A 20838-nucleotide genomic window follows, 5' to 3' on the forward strand; every position below is an offset into this window, starting at 1 on the left:
CAGTTGGATGTAAATGCTGTGGCTTATATGCTTATAGGTTTTTATTACTGATTAAGCATTTAGTTATGAAGTAAATGTTTTGATTATGTATTAAAGGCAGTCTTATTGCGTTTTTTTGTCATAGTGTGATTTTTTCTCTGTCTTAACATTAAGATCGGATGATAAATTGTAAGAATATAAGGGCGCATACTTATTTTTTAACACAAAAGGAAAATGACTGATTTAATCTCAATATGGGTGGTCATGTTAGTGTTTAGAGTATGGAGCGAGATATTATGTCTATTTGTCGTGTTGATACGGTATCAATTCCTGTCACAGATCAAAATCAAGCACTGCAATTTTATCGTGATGTATTAGGATTTGAGTTAATTAGGGATCATGTTGAAAACCAACAAACTCGATGGGTGCAATTGGTACCAAAAGGGGCAGAAACAACGATCAGTCTAGTGAAACCTTTTGCAGGAATGGAAGCTGGTGGGGTACAAGGTCTAGTGGTTCAAACCCATGATATTCAATTTACACATCAAGAGCTTAGTAGTAGAGGAGTGGCATTATCTGACATTATTACCATGATGGAAGGACGATTTGCGACCTTTAATGATCCTGATGGTAATGGGTGGGTATTAATTGAATCTAATGGCACTATGTTGGCGTAATATCACTAGCAAGATCATAATCTTGCTAGTGATGAAGAGTATTATGAACTAGCGCTGGACAGCAATATGTGTTGATAATGTATGTGCTTGTCCTGGCTGTAGTTCAATAGTAGGAGTATGAATCGTTGATTCTACACACACCATGGTTTCAAAACTGTTATTTGCCATGTCACCCATGTTAATCGATAACTCTTGCCAAGGATTCCAAATAACTGCTGCATTATTACCTTGATTCGTTACTAAAATAGTACGTTGATTATCTTGGTCATTAATTGTAATTGTTGGTTGAGGCTGAGTATAAACACGATCTGTTTCTGTATTGAATGTTAATACATCACTACCTCGACACACTTTTCCCGCTTGGGTGCTATCTAAATAGTCATGACCCATACCTGTAATTGAAATGTCATTGATATTTGCGATATTGAAATAAGTGTGTAGCGCACCGCTAAATGACCAAGGCTGAGTGTCTGTATTGGTTGATGTTAAACTCACATTCAGTTCGGCGTTCATTTCAAATGTGATTTGGTTATGGAATTTATGTGGCCAAATTTCATGTGTTTGTTGATTATCTTCAAGGGTTAAAGAAACAATAACGCCGTTTTCATTTTCACGGTGTTGTGATAATACCCATTCACTCGTACGAGCAAAACCATGTGAAGGTGCTGCGGCTTTACCAAACCATGGCCAACAAACCGGAATACCGCCTCGAACTGCTTTGGTTAGATCAAATTCAGCATTATCACTTAACCAAATAACATCTTTTTCACCTACTGGTTTAAACCATAATAAATGACCGCCATGAAGAGAAATACCCGCTTCTACCATTGGGTGAATAATGCGGATAATTTTTATACCTTGGTATTCGCATACAGTAACAGCATCAGATAATGCATTAATTGTCGAAAGTTGACGTAAATCCATCTTCTTTTCCTTAATGTTGAGTGGCGAAAGCGCCCATTGCTTATGATTTGGCGGTATTCAGTGTAAAAACATAAACAATGAAAACTTATTTTTCGTTTTAAAATATCAAAGAATATTAAAATTTATTTGTTATTTTTGTAACGTATTTGATCTGAATATTTCATACGTTATAGATGATAAGTACATGGCTTATTTGGGGTAAGAAATAAAATGCTTTTAGCGCTATACTTGATCGGCTATTGGTGTTTTTTAGGTATAAAAAAGGCGACACCCTTAAGCGTCGCCTTCTACTATCTGCTTTCAAAGAAAGTCAGCTAATTGCTTACATTACTTAGAGATGTGAGCGATTAGGTCTAGAACTTTGTTTGAGTAGCCGATTTCGTTATCGTACCAAGATACAACTTTAACGAAGTTATCGTTAAGTGCGATACCAGCTGCAGCATCAAAGATTGAAGTGCGAGTATCGCCATTGAAGTCAGTTGAAACAACTGCATCTTCAGTGTAACCAAGAACGCCTTTTAGAGAACCTTCAGAAGCTTCTTTCATTGCAGCACAGATAGCTGCGTAAGATGCGCCTTTTTCTAGGTTAACTGTTAGGTCAACTACAGAAACGTTAGCAGTTGGTACGCGGAAAGCCATACCAGTTAGTTTGCCGTTGATTTCTGGAAGAACAACGCCTACTGCTTTAGCAGCACCAGTTGATGAAGGGATGATGTTCTGAGAAGCACCACGACCGCCACGCCAGTCTTTAGCTGAAGGACCATCTACAGTTTTTTGAGTTGCTGTAGTTGCGTGAACTGTTGTCATTAGACCAGAAACGATACCGAAGTTGTCGTTAAGAACTTTAGCGATAGGCGCTAGACAGTTAGTAGTACAAGAAGCGTTAGAAACGATGTCTTGACCAGCGTAAGTTGTATCGTTAACACCCATTACAAACATAGGAGTAGCATCTTTAGATGGGCCAGTTAGAACAACTTTCTTAGCGCCAGCTGTGATGTGCTTACGTGCAGTCTCGTCTGTTAGGAACAGGCCAGTTGCTTCAGCTACTACGTCAACGTTGATTGCATCCCACTTAAGATCTTCAGGGTTACGCTCAGCAGTTACACGTACAGTTTTACCATTAACGATTAAGTTACCGCCTTCAACTTCAACAGTACCGTTGAAACGGCCGTGAGTTGAGTCGTACTTAAGCATGTATGCCATGTATTCAACGTCGATTAGGTCGTTGATACCAACAACTTCGATGTCTGTGCGCTCTTGAGATGCACGGAAAACAAAACGACCGATACGGCCAAAACCGTTAATACCTACTTTAATTGTCATTACAGTTTGCTCCACAACTTAATTTCTAATGAAATATAACTGGTAGTAAAATTACAGAAACCTTTGTAAAGCTGCAAGCAAAAAAAACGTTTAAATTGCTTGAGGTCAAAAAAAAGTTCGGATATTTTTACATTTTCACTACAACGACGGTAATTTGTACAAATATTGTTTAAATTAACATCGCAATAATTGTTAACTTTTAATCATATTTACAAAAATCAAAAACTGTTTTCGAGTCTATGTGACTTTTTGCACAAGAAGTATGTGGTACAGTGCACCTAAATTGCAAATATATTTATTCTGTTTACTTAAAACATAAAGGAAAGGCAGCGAAGAATGAATAAAAAAGATAATGCATATTGGCGTGATAAGTTATCTGCTGACGCTTATCAAGTATGTCGAGAGCAAGCTACTGAAGCACCATTTAGTGGTACCTTGCTACATAACCGTGAAACGGGTATTTATTCCTGTACCTGTTGTGGTTTACCTTTATTTTCTTCTATTAATAAATATGATTCAGGTTGTGGTTGGCCAAGTTTTGATGCTCCTATTGCCAAAGACTGTATCAGTTATTTAAATGATGACAGTCATGGCATGGTACGAACAGAGATTCGTTGTTCGCAATGTGACAGCCATTTAGGGCATATTTTCCCTGATGGACCTGCATCTACGGGTGAACGATTTTGTGTTAATTCAATCTCATTGCTTTTTTCTGCGGGTAATTAACCGTTTATTATGTATCTGTATCCGTTTAAGACAAACAGTGCTGATATTATTATTTAATAAAGCGCTGTTATGACTGTTGATGTATTATGCTAGTACGACGGTATTGGCCGTTATTCAATGTTGCAATGATGTTGAGTGCTACGCGATCTAATTTTTTTTGCTCGTCTTCGGGCGGCTTAAATAGATTATGACGGGTTATTTTTTGTAGCGTATTATTAGGTTGATAATGAGCGGCAATATTTGTCCATACATAAGCCGCTGCCATGTTATGTTGCTGATAATATAAGGTTGAAAGAGAACGTAATATACTGATATTAATGTTATCTTTTGCTTTGTAAAGGCTGAGGCTATGGTGTAATAAATCTAAAGATTTATGTTTATCTTTATTAACATAATAGCGAGCCAGTGCTAATTGTAATTCAGGGTGTTCAAGTTTTTTATCACCTTCAAGTGCAATAAATTGTTGTTTGGCTATTTGGTCACCCTGACTCCAACGATAATAAATAATATGCGGATCTTGAGAGGATTGTAATTCTTTGGTGAGCCGTTCAATGCTTTCATAACTATGATATAACGCCTCTATTCGCTTTGTTTTACGTTGTTTTAATTCTGTTGGCTCAATGCGTGCGGCATACTCAAGGCAGTGTTGACATTCTTGGGTTGCTTTTAATTCTTTAAATTTGTGTTCATCTGAGGGGATTTGTAAGGTGTCATAACGTTGCCATATGAGGTTTGTTCGTTGGATACGACATTGACCATCATTAAGATTTATAGGTTGGCATAAGCTAGCGTTATCGTTGCATAAACTGTCTGTTGTACGGTAACGATCAAAGCACCCACTGAGTAAGAGTGATAATAAAATGATGGCTCTTACACTAGGTAGATTGTGCGATGATATCGTACATGAGAAGAATAAAATCAAGCTCAAAAGATAAACTCATAAAAAAGAGATAATTAAATTTAGCAGTATTATTTTTTTTGTAAATGAAACTGTCACCTCAAAGTAATCTGACGTGATAGATATACAATGAATGAATATGTTTGTTGATATTGACCTAAAATTCGTCATGCAACTATGATAAATAAGGATAAGAATATGGATGTTAAGCAACTCTTAGCGGCAATGACGCCTGATATTTACCTGCGTATTTCAACCGCCGTTGAAACCGGAAAATGGTTGGACGGCTCAACACTAACACCGCAATTACGTGATAGTGCGATGCAAGCTGTAATGCTGTATCAGTCTCGACATAATATGGAGGCTGACCATATGACAGTTGCTGCGGGTGGCGAAATTAAATTTAAATCAAAAGCCGAATTTAAACGGGACTTTGCTGTTGATGTCACTGCGATTGCCCGTGATACTGAAAATGCGACACATAAAAATGATATTGCTCGTTTTGATCATGACCAGCTGTAATTATCATACTGATGAATACGATAAGAATATCGTTCTCGTTCGATCAAATAATGGGCGATAACCGTTGAATTACTAATGGTTAATTTATTATGATCAAAAAAGAGCCATCGTGGCTCTTTTTTGTCAGCGGTAATCAACAGATTGATTAATGGGTTAATTCACCACGTAAATCTTGTTGCATCAGGCTGCGGATCGCTTCCGTGGTGAGATTCTGACTTAATAAATAATGTAACTTAGCTAGTGCTGCCTCAGGGGTCATGTCATAGCCACTCAATACGCCCGCCTCAGCAAGCGCACAGCCTGTTGCGTAACCGCCCATGTTTACTTTTCCTGATAGACATTGGGTCAGGTTCATAACAATAACACCGCGATCTGTTGCCGCTTTTAATTGTTCCAATAATTCTTTATTTTGTGGTGCATTACCAACACCAAATGTCAGTAGTATCATTGCATTGACGGGTTGACGTAATGTGTTACGGATCACTTCAGGAGAAATGCCCGGATACATTGTGATAACCCCAATTGGTTGCGGTGTAATAGTATGGACTTGAAATGCGCCGTCAGGCTTTTTATCTATTTGGGCAATGTTATTAACAGTAATATTGATTCCCGCTTCTAATAGCGGTGGTAAGTTTGGCGAAATAAACGCACCAAAACCATCAGCATGTGCTTTAGTACTGCGATTACCACGGATCAATTGGTTATTGAAAAATACGGTGACTTCATTGATTGGGTAATTAGCCGCAATATGAAGAGCATTTAACAAATTACTTTGACCATCAGAGCGTAATTCAACCAATGGAATTTGTGAACCAGTCACAATCACAGGTTTGTCTAAATTTTCAAACATAAATGATAATGCTGAAGCAGTGTAAGCCATGGTATCAGTACCATGTAAAATCACAAAACCATCATATTTATCATAATTAGCTTTTATATCATCTGCAATTCGCTGCCAATCCATGGGGGTCATATCTGATGAATCAATCAGTGGTTCATACTCATTGATAGTGAACTCTGGCATTTCTGAACGATGGAATTCTGGCATGCTTGCCAATTGTTGCTGCATAAAACCAGCAACAGGAACATAACCATGATCCGACTTTTGCATACCAATAGTACCGCCAGTGTAAGCGATGTAAATGTGTTTTCTTTCCATTTTTAAGCTCAGAATGAACGAATGAGTGCGCGTATTATACGCAAACTGCATGAAGATGCGAGGTTAGTTAGATTTGTAGCGTGATTGTATGAGTTAAAATGTGATCGTAGCGGAGTATGCTGATTTATTGCACAGTACCAGTGTAAATAACTGTTAACTAATGGTGGGTTGTGGTGTGTGAAGGCATTAAAAAACCCGGCCAATATTGACCGGGCTACTGACAATTGTTGTCTTTAATTAACCGTGCTGCAATTTAAGCAAAAAGCATAACGGCCATTAGGATCGTTAAAATTAGTGAGTGAAGTAAGATCTTTAGCAACTTTTGTCACTGGCGCTAACGTGGATGGCATATCGCCCAGCACCATGGTTGCGATTTTAGCGGTTACTTCGCCAGACATTTCTTTAAAGAATTGTTGTACTGGTGAGAGTGGTTGTTGCATCCATACTAATTGATAATCTTTTACTTTCGCTAATTCAACAGCAGCAGTAATGGCGGTATCGAAGTCACCTAATTTATCAACTAGACCACGTTGCTGCGCATCTTTACCTGTCCATACGCGGCCTTGAGCAATTTTATCTGCTTGAGCTAACGTCATATGGCGGTATTTACTGACTAAGCCAATAAAACGTTGGTAACCATTATCAACCCCAAGTTGGAATACTTTTGCAACACCGTCAGGTAGCGCACGCGTAACACCCACACCAGAGAATGGTGTCGTACCAACCCCATCACTGTAAACGCCCAGTTTTTCTAAGCCTTTTTCAAAGGTGGTTAAGATTGCAAAGATACCAATAGAGCCGGTGATTGTTGTTGGTTGAGCAATGATCTCATCGGCACTGGAGGAGATCCAATAACCGCCAGAGGCTGCAACACTCGACATTGAGACTACAACTGGTTTGCCCGCTCTTTTGAGTGCATCAACGGCATTACGAATAACCTCTGAAGCGAAAGCGCTACCCCCTGGGCTATCAACCCGTAAGATTACTGATTTCACTTGTTTATCAAAGCGTGCTTGGTTTAATAGTGAGGCAATAGTGTCACCGCCAGCAGAACCTTGGCTACTTTTACCATCAACAATGGCACCGTTTACGATAACAACGGCCACTTTATTTGGTGATGGTTGTTGATCATCAACCAGTAATGGTAGGTAATCGTAATAGCTAATCTGTTTAAAGCTATGTTTGTCGTTAGCACCAAAAGTATCGATTAAATATTGGGTCATTTGATCACGCGTGACGAGTGAATCAACTAAACCTATTTTTTTACTTAATTGAGAAAAGTCGCCATTAACAGATTTCAGTTGAGTAATAAACTCATCGATATTGGGCGTTAATGTTTGTGGTTTTATTTTGCGGTTCTTTGCGACATCGTCACTGAATGCGCCCCATAACTGGGTTAACCATACAGTATTAGCTTCTTTGGCTGCGGCTGACATGCCATCACGAATGTAGGGTTCAACAAATGACTTATAGGTACCAACACGGAAAACATGGGTTGTTACGTCTAGCTTAGCCAGTAAACTCTTATAATACAGTGTGTAAGTGCCATAACCTGTTAGCATCACCCCACCATCTGGCGATAAAAATACTTTATCTGCGTAACTGGCTAGGTAGTACTGGCTTTGGGTGTAATTGTCACCATAAGCATAAACAGGTTTGCCTGATGCTTTAAATTCTTCAATGGCTTTTGCGATATAACGCATTTTGGTTAAGCTGGTTTCAGACATGTCTTTAAGGTTAAGCACCAAACCTGTGATGTCTTTATCTGTTGCTGCTGCGCGAATCGCTTCAACAATATCAAATAATACATTTTGTTTTACATCAGGCTTACCTAACGCCTCACTCATTACACTATCAAGTGGATTGTCATAATTACTTTGTTCAACAATTGGACCTGAGAGGTTGAGCACTAACGCTGAGGGTTCGGTAGTATCGGTGGTCTTATCTTCATCGGTTAATGCAAAAATTATCGCGCCAATAATTAGAACGAATAAAAGGTTGAGGACAAATTTGCGAGTAAAGTTAATCAACTTCCCGATAGCGAGGAAGAATTTTCCAATCCTTGAGAATATGGCTTTCATGAAAATTCCTGATAATGGTGATAGCGATATCGTAGCGTAGTCACTGCTGAATTACAGTGTTTTTACGGTGTAATTGTTATTAATAGTAAAATAAACGTACGTGATTGATTATAAATAGTGAGGCGCATCATGTAAATGTTGCTTTTTTGTTAATTTTGGTTGATATTGCGGTCTAAGCTCAAATATACTGGTCTGACCATGATGATTAGGAGTTGCTTATGAATGATAAACCGTTTCCTCATTTATTGACGCCGCTGGATCTGGGTTTTACTCAATTACGTAATCGAGTCTTAATGGGCTCAATGCACACCGGATTAGAAGAAGAACGGGGAGGCTTTCATAAACTCGCGACGTTTTATGCCATTAGAGCAAAAGCTGGGGTTGGGCTTATTGTTACGGGCGGTTTTTCTCCTAATTTTCGTGGTCGATTACATCCGTTTAGTGCTGAATTTAGTAACAATCGCCATGTGCGTAAACACCGCAATATTACCACTGCAGTGCATCAGCAAGGGGGGAAGATTGCGTTACAGTTATTGCATGCTGGGCGTTATGCAATGTCACCGTTTGCGGTAAGTGCCTCTGCTATTCGTTCTCCTATCTCTAAATTCACCCCAAGCAAAATGAGTCATCGCCAAATTAATAATACCATTAATGATTTTGCACACAGTGCCGAGCTTGCGCGCGAAGCGGGTTATGATGGGGTTGAGTTAATGGGTTCTGAAGGTTATCTCATTAATCAGTTTATTTGCCAGCGTTCAAACCAACGTTACGATGACTGGGGGGGCAGTTATGACAATCGAATTCGTTTTGCCATTGAAATTGTTCGCGCTGTACGAACGCGTGTGGGCGATGATTTTATTATTATCTTTCGATTATCAATGTTGGACTTAGTTGAACAAGGGAGCACTTACGATGAGGTGGTGCAGTTAGCGCTTGAATTAGAAGCGGCAGGTGTCACTATTTTAAATACTGGTATTGGCTGGCATGAAGCACGGGTTCCTACCATTGCCACTCAAGTGCCACGAGCTGCATTTGCTTGGGTTACTGAGAAAATTAAACAACAAGTCTCTATTCCAATAGTGACCTGTAATCGCATTAATACGCCGCAAGTTGCTGAAAATATTTTGGCTCAAGGGCAAGCCGATATGGTGTCGATGGCGAGACCATTTTTAGCCGATCCTGAATTTGTCTTAAAAGCAGAGCAAAACCGAGCCAATGATATTAATACCTGTATTGGTTGTAATCAGGCATGTTTAGATCATGCTTTTGTTGGTAAACGCGCCAGTTGTTTAGTTAATCCTCACGCATGTTATGAGACAGAATTGGTGTTAACGATGGTCGCTAAGTCGCGAAAAGTGGCGGTTATTGGTGGTGGTCCTGCGGGAATGGCGTGTGCCGTTGCTGCTGCAGAGCGTGGATTTAAAGTCGATTTATTTGAAAAAAACACCCATGTTGGTGGGCAGTTTAATCTAGCGATGCAAATCCCTGGTAAAGAAGAATTTAAAGAAACCATCCGCTATTTTACTCGGCGCTTAGAACAAACCGGTGTCGTGGTACGGCTAGGCGTTGAAGCAAATGTTGAGCAGTTGCTTGATTATGACGAGGTTATTATTGCTACGGGAGTACAACCTCGAATACCTCCAATCACGGGAATTGATCATTTGAAGGTGATTGATTATCAAACTCTGATTAGTCAGCAAAAAGTTGTAGGGGAAAAAGTTGCCATCATTGGGGCGGGTGGTATAGGGGTTGATGTTGCTACCATGCTGACAGAACCAAGTGAGTATGATCTTGATAGCTGGTTGAGTGAATGGGATATTGATAAAAGTCTATGCCATAGTGGCGGTTTATTACCTTCAGACGATTATATTAGTCCACGACAAGTATGGTTATTACAACGTCGACCAGGAAAAGTAGGCAAAGGCCCTGGACGCACAACGGGGTGGATCCACCGCCGTACATTAGAAAAACGCGGCGTTAAACTATGGGCGGGAGTGCATTATCAAGCTATTGATGATGAAGGCTTGCACCTTATTATTGATGGGCAACCACAGACATTAGATGTCGATAATATTGTTATTTGTACCGGTCAAACATCGGTCGATAATTTATCGCAACAGTTAATACAGCAAGGTGTGTCAGTGCATGTGATTGGTGGCGCAGAAGATGCTAGTGAAGTCGATGCAAAACGGGTGATCCGTCAAGGGGTTGAATTAGCTGCGAAGTTATAATTATGATGACTTGTGTTCTGCGCTTTAACTGCCTTATTATATGAGAAACAATAATTATTTTCATTTTGAGGTTGTTATGGACGCGCTATCATTGCTGCTTAATCGTCGCTCATTACCAAAATTAGTTGAGCCAGCACCTGCAGGTGATGTTCTTGAGAATATCTTTCGTGCAGGATTACGTGCTCCTGATCATGGTGGCTTAACACCGTGGCGCTTTATTGTTTCTCAAGGTGAAGGTTTAACCACGCTAGCAAATATTTTAGTTGCGGCAGCGAAAGCGGATGATCTTGATGATTTTGTGATTGAAAAAGCCTCAAAAGCCCCTTTTCGTGCACCGATGGTGATCACTGTTGTTAGTAAAGTAACCTCTGGCCATAAAGTCCCTGTTATAGAACAACATTTGTCTGCTGGTTGTGCAGCACAAGCTATGCAAATGGCGGCAGTAGCACAAGGATATTCTGGTTTTTGGCGTACAGGTTATTGGGCATATCATCCCGTGGTTCGTGAAGCATTAGGTGTTACGGGCGAAGACATGATTGTTGGCTTTTTATACCTCGGTTCAATTGGTTGCCGTGAAGCGAAAGTCCATGAACGCGATCTTGCTCAATACGTTGAATATTTGTAATTACTGATATACAACAGATGTAACATTAACTCGCATTTAACTCTTCACTGATGTGACTGCAGGGTTAAAAATGGAAGGTGATAGCTATTTTTCGGTGTTAAACCGTGAATAGCATCACCTTTTTTATTCCTTATTGATGACTATTACTGCCAATGTGGATTTTTTTTAATAGAAAATGGTCGCTTTTTAGTTGGAAAGATGACAGTTGTCGAGGGCAGGAGTAGAATCGCTGGTTCTTTCTATATTTTGGAGCGTGTCATGGAAAATGTTCGCCTAACACAATACAGCCACGGTGCCGGATGTGGTTGTAAAATTTCTCCCCAAGTACTTGATACTATTCTTCGTACTCAATTAGCACCTTTTGCTGATCCTAATTTACTGGTTGGTAATGAAAGTAAAGATGACGCTGCCGTTTATGATATCGGTAATGGTCAAGCAGTGATCAGTACCACTGACTTCTTTATGCCAATCGTTGATGACCCGTTTGATTTTGGTCGTATTGCTGCGACTAACGCGATCAGTGATATTTACGCTATGGGTGGCAAACCTATCATGGCGATTGCTATTTTAGGTTGGCCTGTAAATGTATTGTCACCTGAAATTGCGCAAAAAGTGATTGATGGTGGCCGTTCAGTGTGTCGTGAGGCAGGTATTTCTCTTGCTGGTGGTCACTCTATTGATGCTCCTGAGCCAATTTTTGGCCTTGCTGTAACAGGATTAGTAAGTACTGATCGTGTTAAACGTAATGACAGTGCAGAAGCGGGTTGTCATTTATACCTAACTAAACCATTAGGTATCGGCGTATTAACAACGGCTGAAAAACAATCTAAGTTGGCTGATGAGCATAAAGGTTTGGCACGCGATTGGATGTGTAAGCTAAATAAACCTGGTGCAGACTTTGCTGATGTTGAAGGCGTAAAAGCGCTAACTGACGTAACAGGTTTTGGCCTAATGGGTCACTTAACTGAGATTTGTGAAGGCAGTAACCTAAAAGCAAAACTTTGGTTTGATAAGATTCCAACATTACCGGGTGTGTATGATTACATCGCTCAAGGTTGTGTTCCTGGTGGTACAGAACGTAACTTTATGAGTTATGGCCACAAAGTGGGTCAAATGACGGATCAACAAAAAGCATTATTATGTGATCCTCAAACATCAGGCGGCCTATTATTAGCCGTTGATCCAAGTAGCGAAGCTGAAGTACAAGCCATTGCTAAAAAACATAACATCTTGCTGGAAGCGATTGGTGAACTTGTGCCGATGGATGGCGATACCTTTATTGAGGTTTGCTAATGTCGCGTCCCAATTGCGAAGATTTCCGTCATCTGTTTGTGAACGATACACCATTAATGGATATGCGTGCACCGGTTGAATTTACTCAAGGTGCATTCCCAACTTCTCATAGTCGTCCGTTAATGACGGATGATGAACGTGCAGCTGTTGGTACGTGTTATAAAAATAAAGGACAAGATGCAGCCATTGATCTTGGTCATAAGCTGGTTAATGGTGACGTTAAAGCAGAACGTGTAGCGCAATGGAAAGCATTTTGTGAAGCAAATCCTGACGGTTATCTTTATTGTTTCCGTGGTGGTTTACGCTCTCAAATTACTCAACAATGGCTTAAAGAAGCGGGTATAGATTATCCGTTTATCACTGGTGGCTATAAAGCATTACGTCGTTATTTAGTTGATACTATTGATGAAGTTTCTGCTAAACCAATGTCTATTGTTGCGGGTAATACGGGTAGCGGTAAGACAATTATGGTCAATGTTCTTGCTAATGGCCTTGATTTAGAAGGTGCAGCACACCACCGTGGTTCATCGTTTGGTCGTTATGTTACGCCGCAACGAACTCAAATTGCATTTGAGAGTGATCTTGCTGTACAGATGGTTAAAAAATTAGATCGTGGCATTGAACACTTCGTGTTTGAAGATGAAGGTAAAAACATTGGTTGTGTTACTGTGCCTTTATCAATCAATCGTGCAATGCAAGAAGCTGATATTGCCGTTATTGAAGATCCTGTGGATGTGCGTTTAGCGCGTTTATTAGATGATTATGTCGTTAAAATGCAACGTGATTATGTGGCTCATTACGGTGAGGAACAAGGTTGGATTTTATTTGCTGAGTATTTAGAAAAAGGCATGTTCAATATTCGTAAACGTTTAGGTTTTGAACGTTATGAAGTGATGTTGAAATCACAGCAACATGCAGTGAAAATGATGCAAGCCAATGGTTCATTAGTTGAGCATGATGCTTGGTTAGCGCCCTTGTTAGAACAGTATTATGATCCAATGTATACTTATCAATTAAGCAAAAAAGCTGATCGTATTGTATTTAGAGGTGATTATCACCAAGTACAAGATTGGTTAGCTGCTCGCTAGTTTCTTTGATATAAATAGATTTGATTAAAAGCCAAATCCATCTATTAATATAATATGATGCGTTTGGCTTTTTTGTTAGCGATCATTACATTTACCATTGATGATCTTTCAAGATCCGTTGCAAAAAAGCATTACTACCTAAATAAGTACTGGTTTAATATCCAGTGTTATGTTGCTGTTAGCATCCATTTTCGGTACAGTCTTACTATTAATCCTTTCAGATAAAGATCCCCATGAGTTGCTTATATATAGCTGAAAAACCAAGCTTAGGCCGAGCAATCGCTGCTGTATTACCTCGCCCTCATAAAAATAATACTGGTTATATTGAAGTAGGGAATGGCGATATTGTCACTTGGTGTATTGGGCATTTGTTAGAACAAGTCGAGCCTGATGCTTATGATGAACGCTATAAAAAGTGGCACTTGGAAGACTTGCCGATTGTGCCACAGCAATGGCAATTAATACCTCGTAAAGCGGCTAAGCAACAATTAGCGGTGATCAAAAAATTGGCGAAAACAGCAACGGCAGTGGTACATGCAGGCGATCCCGATCGTGAAGGACAGTTGCTGGTGGATGAAGTGATTGATTACGTCAAAATATCCAAAGCTAAAAAAGAAGCAGCACAGCGGTTGCTTATTTCTGATTTAAACCCAGCAGCAGTTAAAAAAGCCTTAGCCACAATGCGCAGTAACCGTGATTTTATTCCGTTATCAGTTTCAGCCCTTGCACGTTCGCGTGCTGATTGGTTATATGGCATGAATATGACCCGTGCTTATACTTTGTTGGGGCAAAAGGGCGGTTATCGCGGCGTATTATCGGTCGGTCGAGTGCAAACACCGATCTTAGGGCTGGTTGTTCGACGTGATGATGAGATTGCTAATTTTGTCGCCAAACCGTTTTATGAAGTATTGGCATTAATCACTTACGGTGAACAAACGATTTATGCCAAGTGGCAGCCAAGTAAATCATGTGAACCTCACCAAGATTCAGAAGGGCGAGTGCTTAATCGTAAGTTATGTGAAAACGTGGTGGCACGGATTAAAGGCCAAGCAGCAGAAGTAACTGAATCTGAGCGTAAGCAAACTAAACAAGCGCCACCGTTACCATATTCATTATCCGCGTTACAGATTGATGCGGCGAAACGGTTTGGCATGAGTGCGACTGATGTATTATCGACTTGTCAGTCATTATATGAAAAACATAAAGTGATCACTTACCCTCGTTCTGACAGCCGTCATCTACCATTGGATCATTTGAAACAAGCGAATGATGTGTGTCGTGCGATTGCGACAACGGATAATCAGTTAGCTTCTGCAGTGGATAATGCGAATACAGCATTAAAATCAAAAGCATGGAATGACAAAAAAGTGGATGCTCACCATGCGATTATTCCTACCCCTAAATCTTCATCAGTATTAACGGGTTATGAAGCGAAAATATATCAATTAATTGCTCGCCAGTACTTAATGCAATTTTATCCAGCAGCTGAATATGCTGATGCTAAGTTAGTATTCACTATTACTAATGGGCTCTTTATTGCTAAAGGTCGTCAGTTAATGTCACCAGGTTGGCGAGCGCTATTAGGGCGTGATGATAAAAAAGAAGACAGTGATTTAGCCGATAAGGTGCCACCCCTAGATAAAGGTACGGTATTGGTCTGCCATGATGGTGAAATCAAAGATAAGATGACCGAGCCACCAAAAGCATTTACCGAAGCGACATTATTACAAGCGATGACGGGTATTGCGCGGTTTGTATCTGATGCTTCATTAAAGAAAATCCTGCGTGATACTGATGGTTTAGGTACCGAAGCAACGCGAGCAGGTATTTTAGAAATGTTGTTTAAACGCCAGTTATTGCAGCGCCAAGGTAAAGCTATTCATGCTTCTGAGGCGGGGAAAGGCTTAATTTACGCTTTACCCGATACATCAACATATCCTGATATGACTGCGCATTGGGAGCATCAACTGCATGATATGGCAGATAGAAAATGTGCATATCAACCATTTATGGCTGCATTAGAACAACAAGTAACAGCCTTAATGGAGCAGGTAAAAGTCAGTGATGTGCCACCAAGTTTACGTTCGTTGACTTCACCAGAGTTTACCCCGCGAACGAAGAAGCGTAGTTATGCCAAAAAATCGACGTCGGCCAAACCTAAGGCTGCACCAAAGCGTAGTGGATGATTTAATTACTGACTGATAGCTTACAAAAAAGCAGCATCAACATGCTGCTTTTTTGTTATTTATATTTTTTAAAAATAGTTATCGCCATAAACGAAACGCTAATTATCATCGTTTTTTTGAAATTCAAGAATATCTGCTGGCTGGCAATCAAGTTGTTCGCAAAGTTTATCAAGTGTCGAAAATCGAACAGCTTTTGCTTTACCATTTTTTAGTATTGATAAATTAGCTTCTGTCATATCCATTGCTTGCGCTAATGTTTTTAACCGTATTTTTCGTTTCGCCATTATTACATCTAAATTAATAACAATAGTCATAATAAACTCTTAAATTGTGTAATTTTGTTCATCGGCGAGGTGATAGCCTTCTTTCATAACCCATGAAATTATAACAATAATAGCGCCTATTAATAGGGTTAAAAAATCGATGCCTACAAAGCTAATCATAATCATGCGGTGATTGGGGGGATTATTAAAGGTTAGTATTAACGTCATTAATGGTTGGTAAAAAAGTGAACCGCCAACCCAATAAAACACACTATAACCAAGTTTTTGATAGCAGTTGGCATTTTCTAAAGTAAAGATGTGTTTGTTTTCATAGTTACCAAATAACCGAATGAGAATTTTTAAGGCATACATAATAATCGAACAGTAAATTAAGCTTGTTATGAGCGCGAGTAAACGGGTAGTCAATGTTAACGGTTTTTCTGTTAGTTGATTAATATCAAAAGATGTTTGTACTATGCCGGTATTTCTTAAAAAATCATAAGGTGTTGCTACTGTTAACCAAAAATAACAGACTAAAATTGGCGTTAGAATAAAAAATAGCTGGAATAGGATTTTTACTCTGCGACTTTGTTGTTGAATTTTTGACATATGATTGTTCCTCATTCAGTTGATGAAGCTAGAATATGGCACAATAAAATGCTTTGCAATAAAAAATTATTGTTATTCGATAATTTTTTATTGTTAATATTTATTTATAAAGTAGGTGATAGCACTCTGAAGCAATCTTTCCCTTCAGCTTTTGCTTGATAAAGTGCAGTATCAACATGTTTGAAAAATGCATCATAGGTTGTTGTTTGCGATGGAATAATAGTACTGACACCAATACTGATTGTGACAATAGCTGGAGTGTTATTATTTAATTCAAGACATGGAAATGGCAACGCTATTTTATGCATTGCATTAAGTAAGCGTTGCGCATTATTTACTGCAGCTTGTTGGTCTTGTCCTGGTAATAACAGCACAAACTCTTCGCCACCATAACGGGCAAATAACGTTCCAGCTCGACGTTCAACTTTAGACAGCACCGCGGCAATAGTTTTTAAGCATTGATCACCAGCGGCATGACCGAGTTTATCGTTATAAGTTTTGAAATTATCAATATCTAAGATGAGTAATGATAGTGGTAGACCGAGCCTATTTGCTCGACGCCATTCAGTCATTACCGTTTCATCATAGACTCGGCGATTAGCAATATTTGTAAGTGCATCAATTCTAGATAATTTCTGTAGCTGTTCATTGGCTTTATTCAGTGCTTTGGTCCGGCTTTGTACTCGTTGTTCGAGATCATGATTGAGCTTGATAAGTGTATCTGCTGCTCGTAGCCGTAAAATATGTTGTGAAACAATAAAACCATATTGTTTTAGTAGTTGATGGTGATAATTACGCAATGGTTGTCCTGTAAGTAAATTATCACAAGCAATCCATCCGATAGGCGTATCTTCATCCCATAGCGCAATATAAGCACTCCAACCAAAGCCAATTTGTTGTAAATCATGGTAGAGTGGGGTGTTTTCTTGAAATGCGATATATTCTTTATCTTTTAATGTCTTAGATGCAAACCATTGATTAGGAATATCGGAATGAAAATAAAACTCATCGACAGTATTCCCTTGAATATCAGTGCCGAAAGTACCGTGCATTTTTTGTTGTTCATCAAATAGAAAAATCGCCATTCTATCGATGTTAAGCCGTTTTTTCCCTTCATCAACAGCAATAAATAACATGTCTTTCATTATGTTACTACGCCATAATTGAAAAGAAATTTCATGCATACCCTGTAGGTAGTTTAACAATGATTGTTGTTGTTCTTTACTTGAAAGTAATTCTTTTTCAGCGTATTTGCGGCTGAGACTATGACTTTTTGTCGTTTGCTCTATCAAGCCTGCGGTAATTTCTGTGGCTAATAACGCGGTTAATATCGTGAGGTGTTTCGGTTGTAGTGTTGAGGTTAATGGTGCTGCAATAGTTAAATGACCAATAATCTTTGCATGGTATTTTAATGGAACTAATATATAACGATAATTTTCAAATATATCAATTGATGCTTCAGTTTTATTAGCATAGTAATGAATGTTTTTATAATAATATTCATTTGCTGTCGGTATTATTGTTGGAGGAAAATAATATTGTATACCTTTACTGTTTAGTTCTAATAATAATTTCCACTCGTTATTTGATTTAATAATAAGTTGCAGATGATTAATTGAAAAACTTTGAATAAGATTACGGCAGACTAATTCACAAATAGTTCTAAGGCTATGAGCATTACTGCATTGTTTAGTAACTGTTTGATAGAAAGATGAAATCTGCGCGTTCATTAATACTCTATTCCATGAGTCAGTTAGTGAGTGACGGTGTTATTGTTAACTATTATCTGCGAAATTAGCAGGATATATGCCACAAGTTAGCGATATATTCTGTTTTACACTAAAAAGTGAGATCTAATTCATCCTTTTGTCACACTTATTCTTATTTATATTACAACTAAATCAGCCGTTATTATCTATTTTTAAGCCATGCTAGTAAAAAATATAATATTAAAAAATAATGAATGTTGTTATTAACGTTATTGGATACTTATATAAGTAAAAGGTTAACGAGATGAAGCGGCTATTATTGATAAATATGATAAATATGATAAGTATTATAAGCTTGAGTGTATTAAATGGTTGCAGTAGTAGCCGTCATCAGCAGTTAGCTGAGTTGGGGTTTGAACGAGCCTATCTTGATGGGTATCAGGATGGTTGTTATAGCCGTTCAGTTGCGGGTAATACGTATCTTGATGGTTTTCGACGTGATCCTGAACGAATGGCAACAATATTAAAATACCGTAATGGCTGGCAAGATGGATTTGAACATTGTTACGCGGATAATCGAACGGATTATCTCTAACTACTGCCGCTAATCGTATAAAAAAAGCAGCTCGAAAGCTGCTTTTTTAGTGTTATATAATGCTAATTATTAAGGTCATTAGGAATATAAAACCGTTTTAACTCATGCATAACTTGCATCAGTGTCGATAGTTTAGGTTTATCCTGATCCATTAGCTGATAATTATCATTATAAACACGATAGTTACCGTATTTATCGACAACAGTGGTGGTGCCTTTTTGAATCACCACAATATCATTATTATCACCCGCTAATATCCAACGACGATCACTGTTATTATCAAACAGGCTGATACCTGAGCTGTAATTTGATGGATTAGACGCCACATTAAACAGTGACTCCATCAAGGTTGGCACTAAATCAAGGTTACTGGTTGGACGGGTAACAACTTGAGGTGGGTGCAGTGGCCAATGAATGATCATTGGTACTTTGATCTGATATTGGCTGTAATTGCTATCAGAGCCCCAAGTATTATTACCTGTTTCATTAAACTCAGTACCATGGTTTGAGGTAACAACCACGATAGTATTATCTAACATTGATTGTGCTTTTAATTGCGCAAATACTTTACCTAAAATCGTATCAATATGATAAGCCGCGTTACGGTAGCTATTTTTAAGTAATACATTAGAATCTACTTTTTTATCATGAAGTAAATTACTGCCTAAAGATGGCGTAAATTTAGTTTGATAATCACTACTTTCTTCATATTGATCAACTGAAGTTAATTCAAGCAGACTAAACCACGGCTCATCAGCTTTTTGCTTCTCTAGCCAACGGTGCCAATCATTAAAGGCTAAACGATCACTTGGCGTGCGCTTTCCATTATCAAGGTTATCTATAGTTGCAAGCTGAGTTTTAGAGAAAATAGCATCGCGATAAATAGGTTGTTCAAACCCTTCACCACTGAATAGACCAAAGTGATAACCACGATTTTGTAGCGTATCAAGCAGCAGTGGTGATTTGCCTTCTGCACGAATACTGTTGGCATAACCACTTGGTAAACCATAAAGTAAGCCAAATACGCCGCTATTATTATTACTGGTACTGTAGTTATCAGTATAGTTAATATTGTTATCAGCAAAAGCCGTTAGATTAGGCATTGTTGTGGTATTAACCATGTCACTGCGTAAACTATCGACCATAATAATCAGTAAGTTTTGCTTGGTACCTTTATCGATGAAATTAATTTTATCGATTGGATAACGCATCATTTCACTATTATTAATGCCTTGTTGTGCTTGGCGTTTAACATATTCTTGGCGATCTAAAAGGCCATGTTTTTCCATGAACGTTTTCGCTGTCATTGGGTATGACAGTGGGAAATTTGAACGTTGCATTGTGACTGGACGGTAAAGGTTAGCATCCGCCCAGATATAAATAATGTGGCTACTTAGAAAGCATAGACCGAACATGATGGCAATGGGACCACCGACGTTTTTACGGGTTAGCTTTCTAAGTTTACGCCAGATCCATTCTGAGAATATCATCTCGATCAGGAATATGACAGGAACGACAATAAAGAGGTATTGCCAGCGCGTATTTAGCTCTGTTTTTTCACCGCTTAATAACAAATCCCATACCAGCGGACTTAAATGTAAGTCGACGCTTTGATAGGCATAGGTATCAAGCAGTAATGTGGTTAACCCTACCGTTGAGACTAATACCGCAAACACACGCATTAAACGCTGTGAGGGGATAAGAAAACTTGCAGGAAAGAGGATCAGTATATAAATACCAAAGACAAGGAAACCAAAATGTCCGATCCAGCTTAATCCTAGATACAGTTGTCCGATCGTTGTCGTCGGCCATTCTGAATAAATAATATAGCGCGTGCCCAATAGCATGGCAGCGATAATATTGAAAAAGCTAAACCAGTGTCCCCAACTAATTAGCTGGGAAACTTTGTCTTTGTATGTGCTGGCGACCATAAATGTCAATTCTTCTCAG

18 protein-coding genes are annotated in these 20838 nt (G+C 38.9%); 9 read left to right on the top strand and 9 right to left on the bottom strand.

Going from position 1 to position 20838, the window contains the following annotated elements:
* Window positions 1–275 precede the first annotated feature (275 nt).
* A complete protein-coding gene (locus tag Q0V26_RS04260) occupies window positions 276–656 on the top strand; it encodes a VOC family protein (RefSeq protein ID WP_297478378.1) in 381 nt (126 codons plus the stop codon).
* Window positions 657–704: 48 nt separating this feature from the next.
* On the opposite strand, the gene Q0V26_RS04265 is transcribed toward Q0V26_RS04260, so the two are convergent.
* Both Q0V26_RS04265 and gap read right to left on the bottom strand, forming a co-directional pair.
* Window positions 705–1580, bottom strand: a complete 876-nt coding sequence (locus Q0V26_RS04265; protein WP_297478380.1) for a D-hexose-6-phosphate mutarotase — start codon at window positions 1578–1580, stop codon at window positions 705–707.
* A 327-nt stretch (window positions 1581–1907) separates the two neighbouring features.
* On the bottom strand, window positions 1908–2903 hold the full coding sequence (gene gap, locus Q0V26_RS04270) for a type I glyceraldehyde-3-phosphate dehydrogenase (protein WP_080157958.1): 996 nt from the start codon (window positions 2901–2903) through the stop codon (window positions 1908–1910).
* A gap of 336 nt (window positions 2904–3239) precedes the next feature.
* Between gap and msrB the strand changes: the two genes are divergently transcribed.
* Complete coding sequence (msrB, locus tag Q0V26_RS04275) at window positions 3240–3629, top strand: peptide-methionine (R)-S-oxide reductase MsrB (RefSeq protein ID WP_297478382.1); 390 nt, start codon at window positions 3240–3242, stop codon at window positions 3627–3629.
* A 67-nt stretch (window positions 3630–3696) separates the two neighbouring features.
* On the opposite strand, the gene Q0V26_RS04280 is transcribed toward msrB, so the two are convergent.
* Window positions 3697–4557: a DUF2989 domain-containing protein gene (locus tag Q0V26_RS04280; protein ID WP_297478384.1), complete on the bottom strand. Its 861-nt coding sequence runs from the start codon at window positions 4555–4557 to the stop codon at window positions 3697–3699.
* Between the two features lie 168 nt (window positions 4558–4725).
* Here Q0V26_RS04280 and Q0V26_RS04285 point away from each other — a divergent pair, with 168 nt between their 5' ends.
* On the top strand, window positions 4726–5049 hold the full coding sequence (locus tag Q0V26_RS04285; RefSeq protein ID WP_297478386.1) for a DUF1315 family protein: 324 nt from the start codon (window positions 4726–4728) through the stop codon (window positions 5047–5049).
* Window positions 5050–5194: 145 nt separating this feature from the next.
* Here Q0V26_RS04285 and ansA read toward each other — a convergent pair whose 3' ends face one another.
* Together ansA and sppA are read right to left on the bottom strand one after the other, a co-directional pair.
* The gene (ansA, locus tag Q0V26_RS04290; RefSeq protein WP_297478388.1) at window positions 5195–6208 is read right to left on the bottom strand and encodes an asparaginase; all 1014 of its coding nucleotides are present in this window, start codon (window positions 6206–6208) and stop codon (window positions 5195–5197) included.
* A gap of 233 nt (window positions 6209–6441) precedes the next feature.
* On the bottom strand, window positions 6442–8289 hold the full coding sequence (sppA, locus tag Q0V26_RS04295; RefSeq protein ID WP_297478390.1) for a signal peptide peptidase SppA: 1848 nt from the start codon (window positions 8287–8289) through the stop codon (window positions 6442–6444).
* Window positions 8290–8507: 218 nt separating this feature from the next.
* On the opposite strand from sppA, the gene Q0V26_RS04300 reads away from it, so the two are divergent.
* The 5 genes from Q0V26_RS04300 to Q0V26_RS04320 all read left to right on the top strand — a co-directional run bounded on the left by Q0V26_RS04300 (window position 8508) and on the right by Q0V26_RS04320 (window position 15712).
* Window positions 8508–10520 carry an NADPH-dependent 2,4-dienoyl-CoA reductase gene (locus tag Q0V26_RS04300; protein WP_297478393.1) on the top strand — a complete coding sequence of 671 codons (2013 nt, stop codon included), beginning with the start codon at window positions 8508–8510 and terminating at the stop codon, window positions 10518–10520.
* 76 nt (window positions 10521–10596) lie between these two features.
* Entirely contained in the window at window positions 10597–11145 is a 549-nt protein-coding gene (locus Q0V26_RS04305; protein WP_297478395.1) for an NAD(P)H nitroreductase, read from the top strand.
* Window positions 11146–11403: 258 nt separating this feature from the next.
* Window positions 11404–12438 carry a selenide, water dikinase SelD gene (selD, locus tag Q0V26_RS04310; RefSeq protein ID WP_080157949.1) on the top strand — a complete coding sequence of 345 codons (1035 nt, stop codon included), beginning with the start codon at window positions 11404–11406 and terminating at the stop codon, window positions 12436–12438.
* Window positions 12438–13526 (top strand): tRNA 2-selenouridine(34) synthase MnmH, encoded by a 1089-nt coding sequence (mnmH, locus tag Q0V26_RS04315; RefSeq protein WP_297478398.1) that lies wholly within the window; start codon window positions 12438–12440, stop codon window positions 13524–13526. The genes selD and mnmH overlap by 1 nt, the downstream gene beginning before the upstream one ends.
* 233 nt (window positions 13527–13759) lie before the next feature.
* A complete protein-coding gene (locus tag Q0V26_RS04320; RefSeq protein WP_297478400.1) occupies window positions 13760–15712 on the top strand; it encodes a DNA topoisomerase III in 1953 nt (650 codons plus the stop codon).
* A gap of 98 nt (window positions 15713–15810) precedes the next feature.
* Here the strand turns inward: Q0V26_RS04320 and Q0V26_RS04325 are convergent, their stop codons facing one another.
* The 3 genes from Q0V26_RS04325 to Q0V26_RS04335 all read right to left on the bottom strand — a co-directional run bounded on the left by Q0V26_RS04325 (window position 15811) and on the right by Q0V26_RS04335 (window position 18314).
* A complete protein-coding gene (locus tag Q0V26_RS04325; protein WP_065168142.1) occupies window positions 15811–16026 on the bottom strand; it encodes a helix-turn-helix transcriptional regulator in 216 nt (71 codons plus the stop codon).
* 9 nt (window positions 16027–16035) lie between these two features.
* Window positions 16036–16584, bottom strand: coding sequence for a DUF2975 domain-containing protein (locus Q0V26_RS04330; RefSeq protein ID WP_297478406.1), 549 nt, complete (start codon window positions 16582–16584; stop codon window positions 16036–16038).
* Between the two features lie 104 nt (window positions 16585–16688).
* Window positions 16689–18314, bottom strand: a complete 1626-nt coding sequence (locus Q0V26_RS04335; RefSeq protein ID WP_297478408.1) for a GGDEF domain-containing protein — start codon at window positions 18312–18314, stop codon at window positions 16689–16691.
* 316 nt (window positions 18315–18630) lie between these two features.
* On the opposite strand from Q0V26_RS04335, the gene Q0V26_RS04340 reads away from it, so the two are divergent.
* Window positions 18631–18888: a hypothetical protein gene (locus tag Q0V26_RS04340; protein WP_235865934.1), complete on the top strand. Its 258-nt coding sequence runs from the start codon at window positions 18631–18633 to the stop codon at window positions 18886–18888.
* A 62-nt stretch (window positions 18889–18950) separates the two neighbouring features.
* On the opposite strand, the gene Q0V26_RS04345 is transcribed toward Q0V26_RS04340, so the two are convergent.
* Entirely contained in the window at window positions 18951–20819 is a 1869-nt protein-coding gene (locus tag Q0V26_RS04345) for a DUF3413 domain-containing protein (protein ID WP_297478412.1), read from the bottom strand.
* Window positions 20820–20838: the final 19 nt, after the last annotated feature.

It is taken from the genome of uncultured Photobacterium sp., assembly GCF_947039875.1.
Lineage (GTDB): Bacteria > Pseudomonadota > Gammaproteobacteria > Enterobacterales > Vibrionaceae > Photobacterium.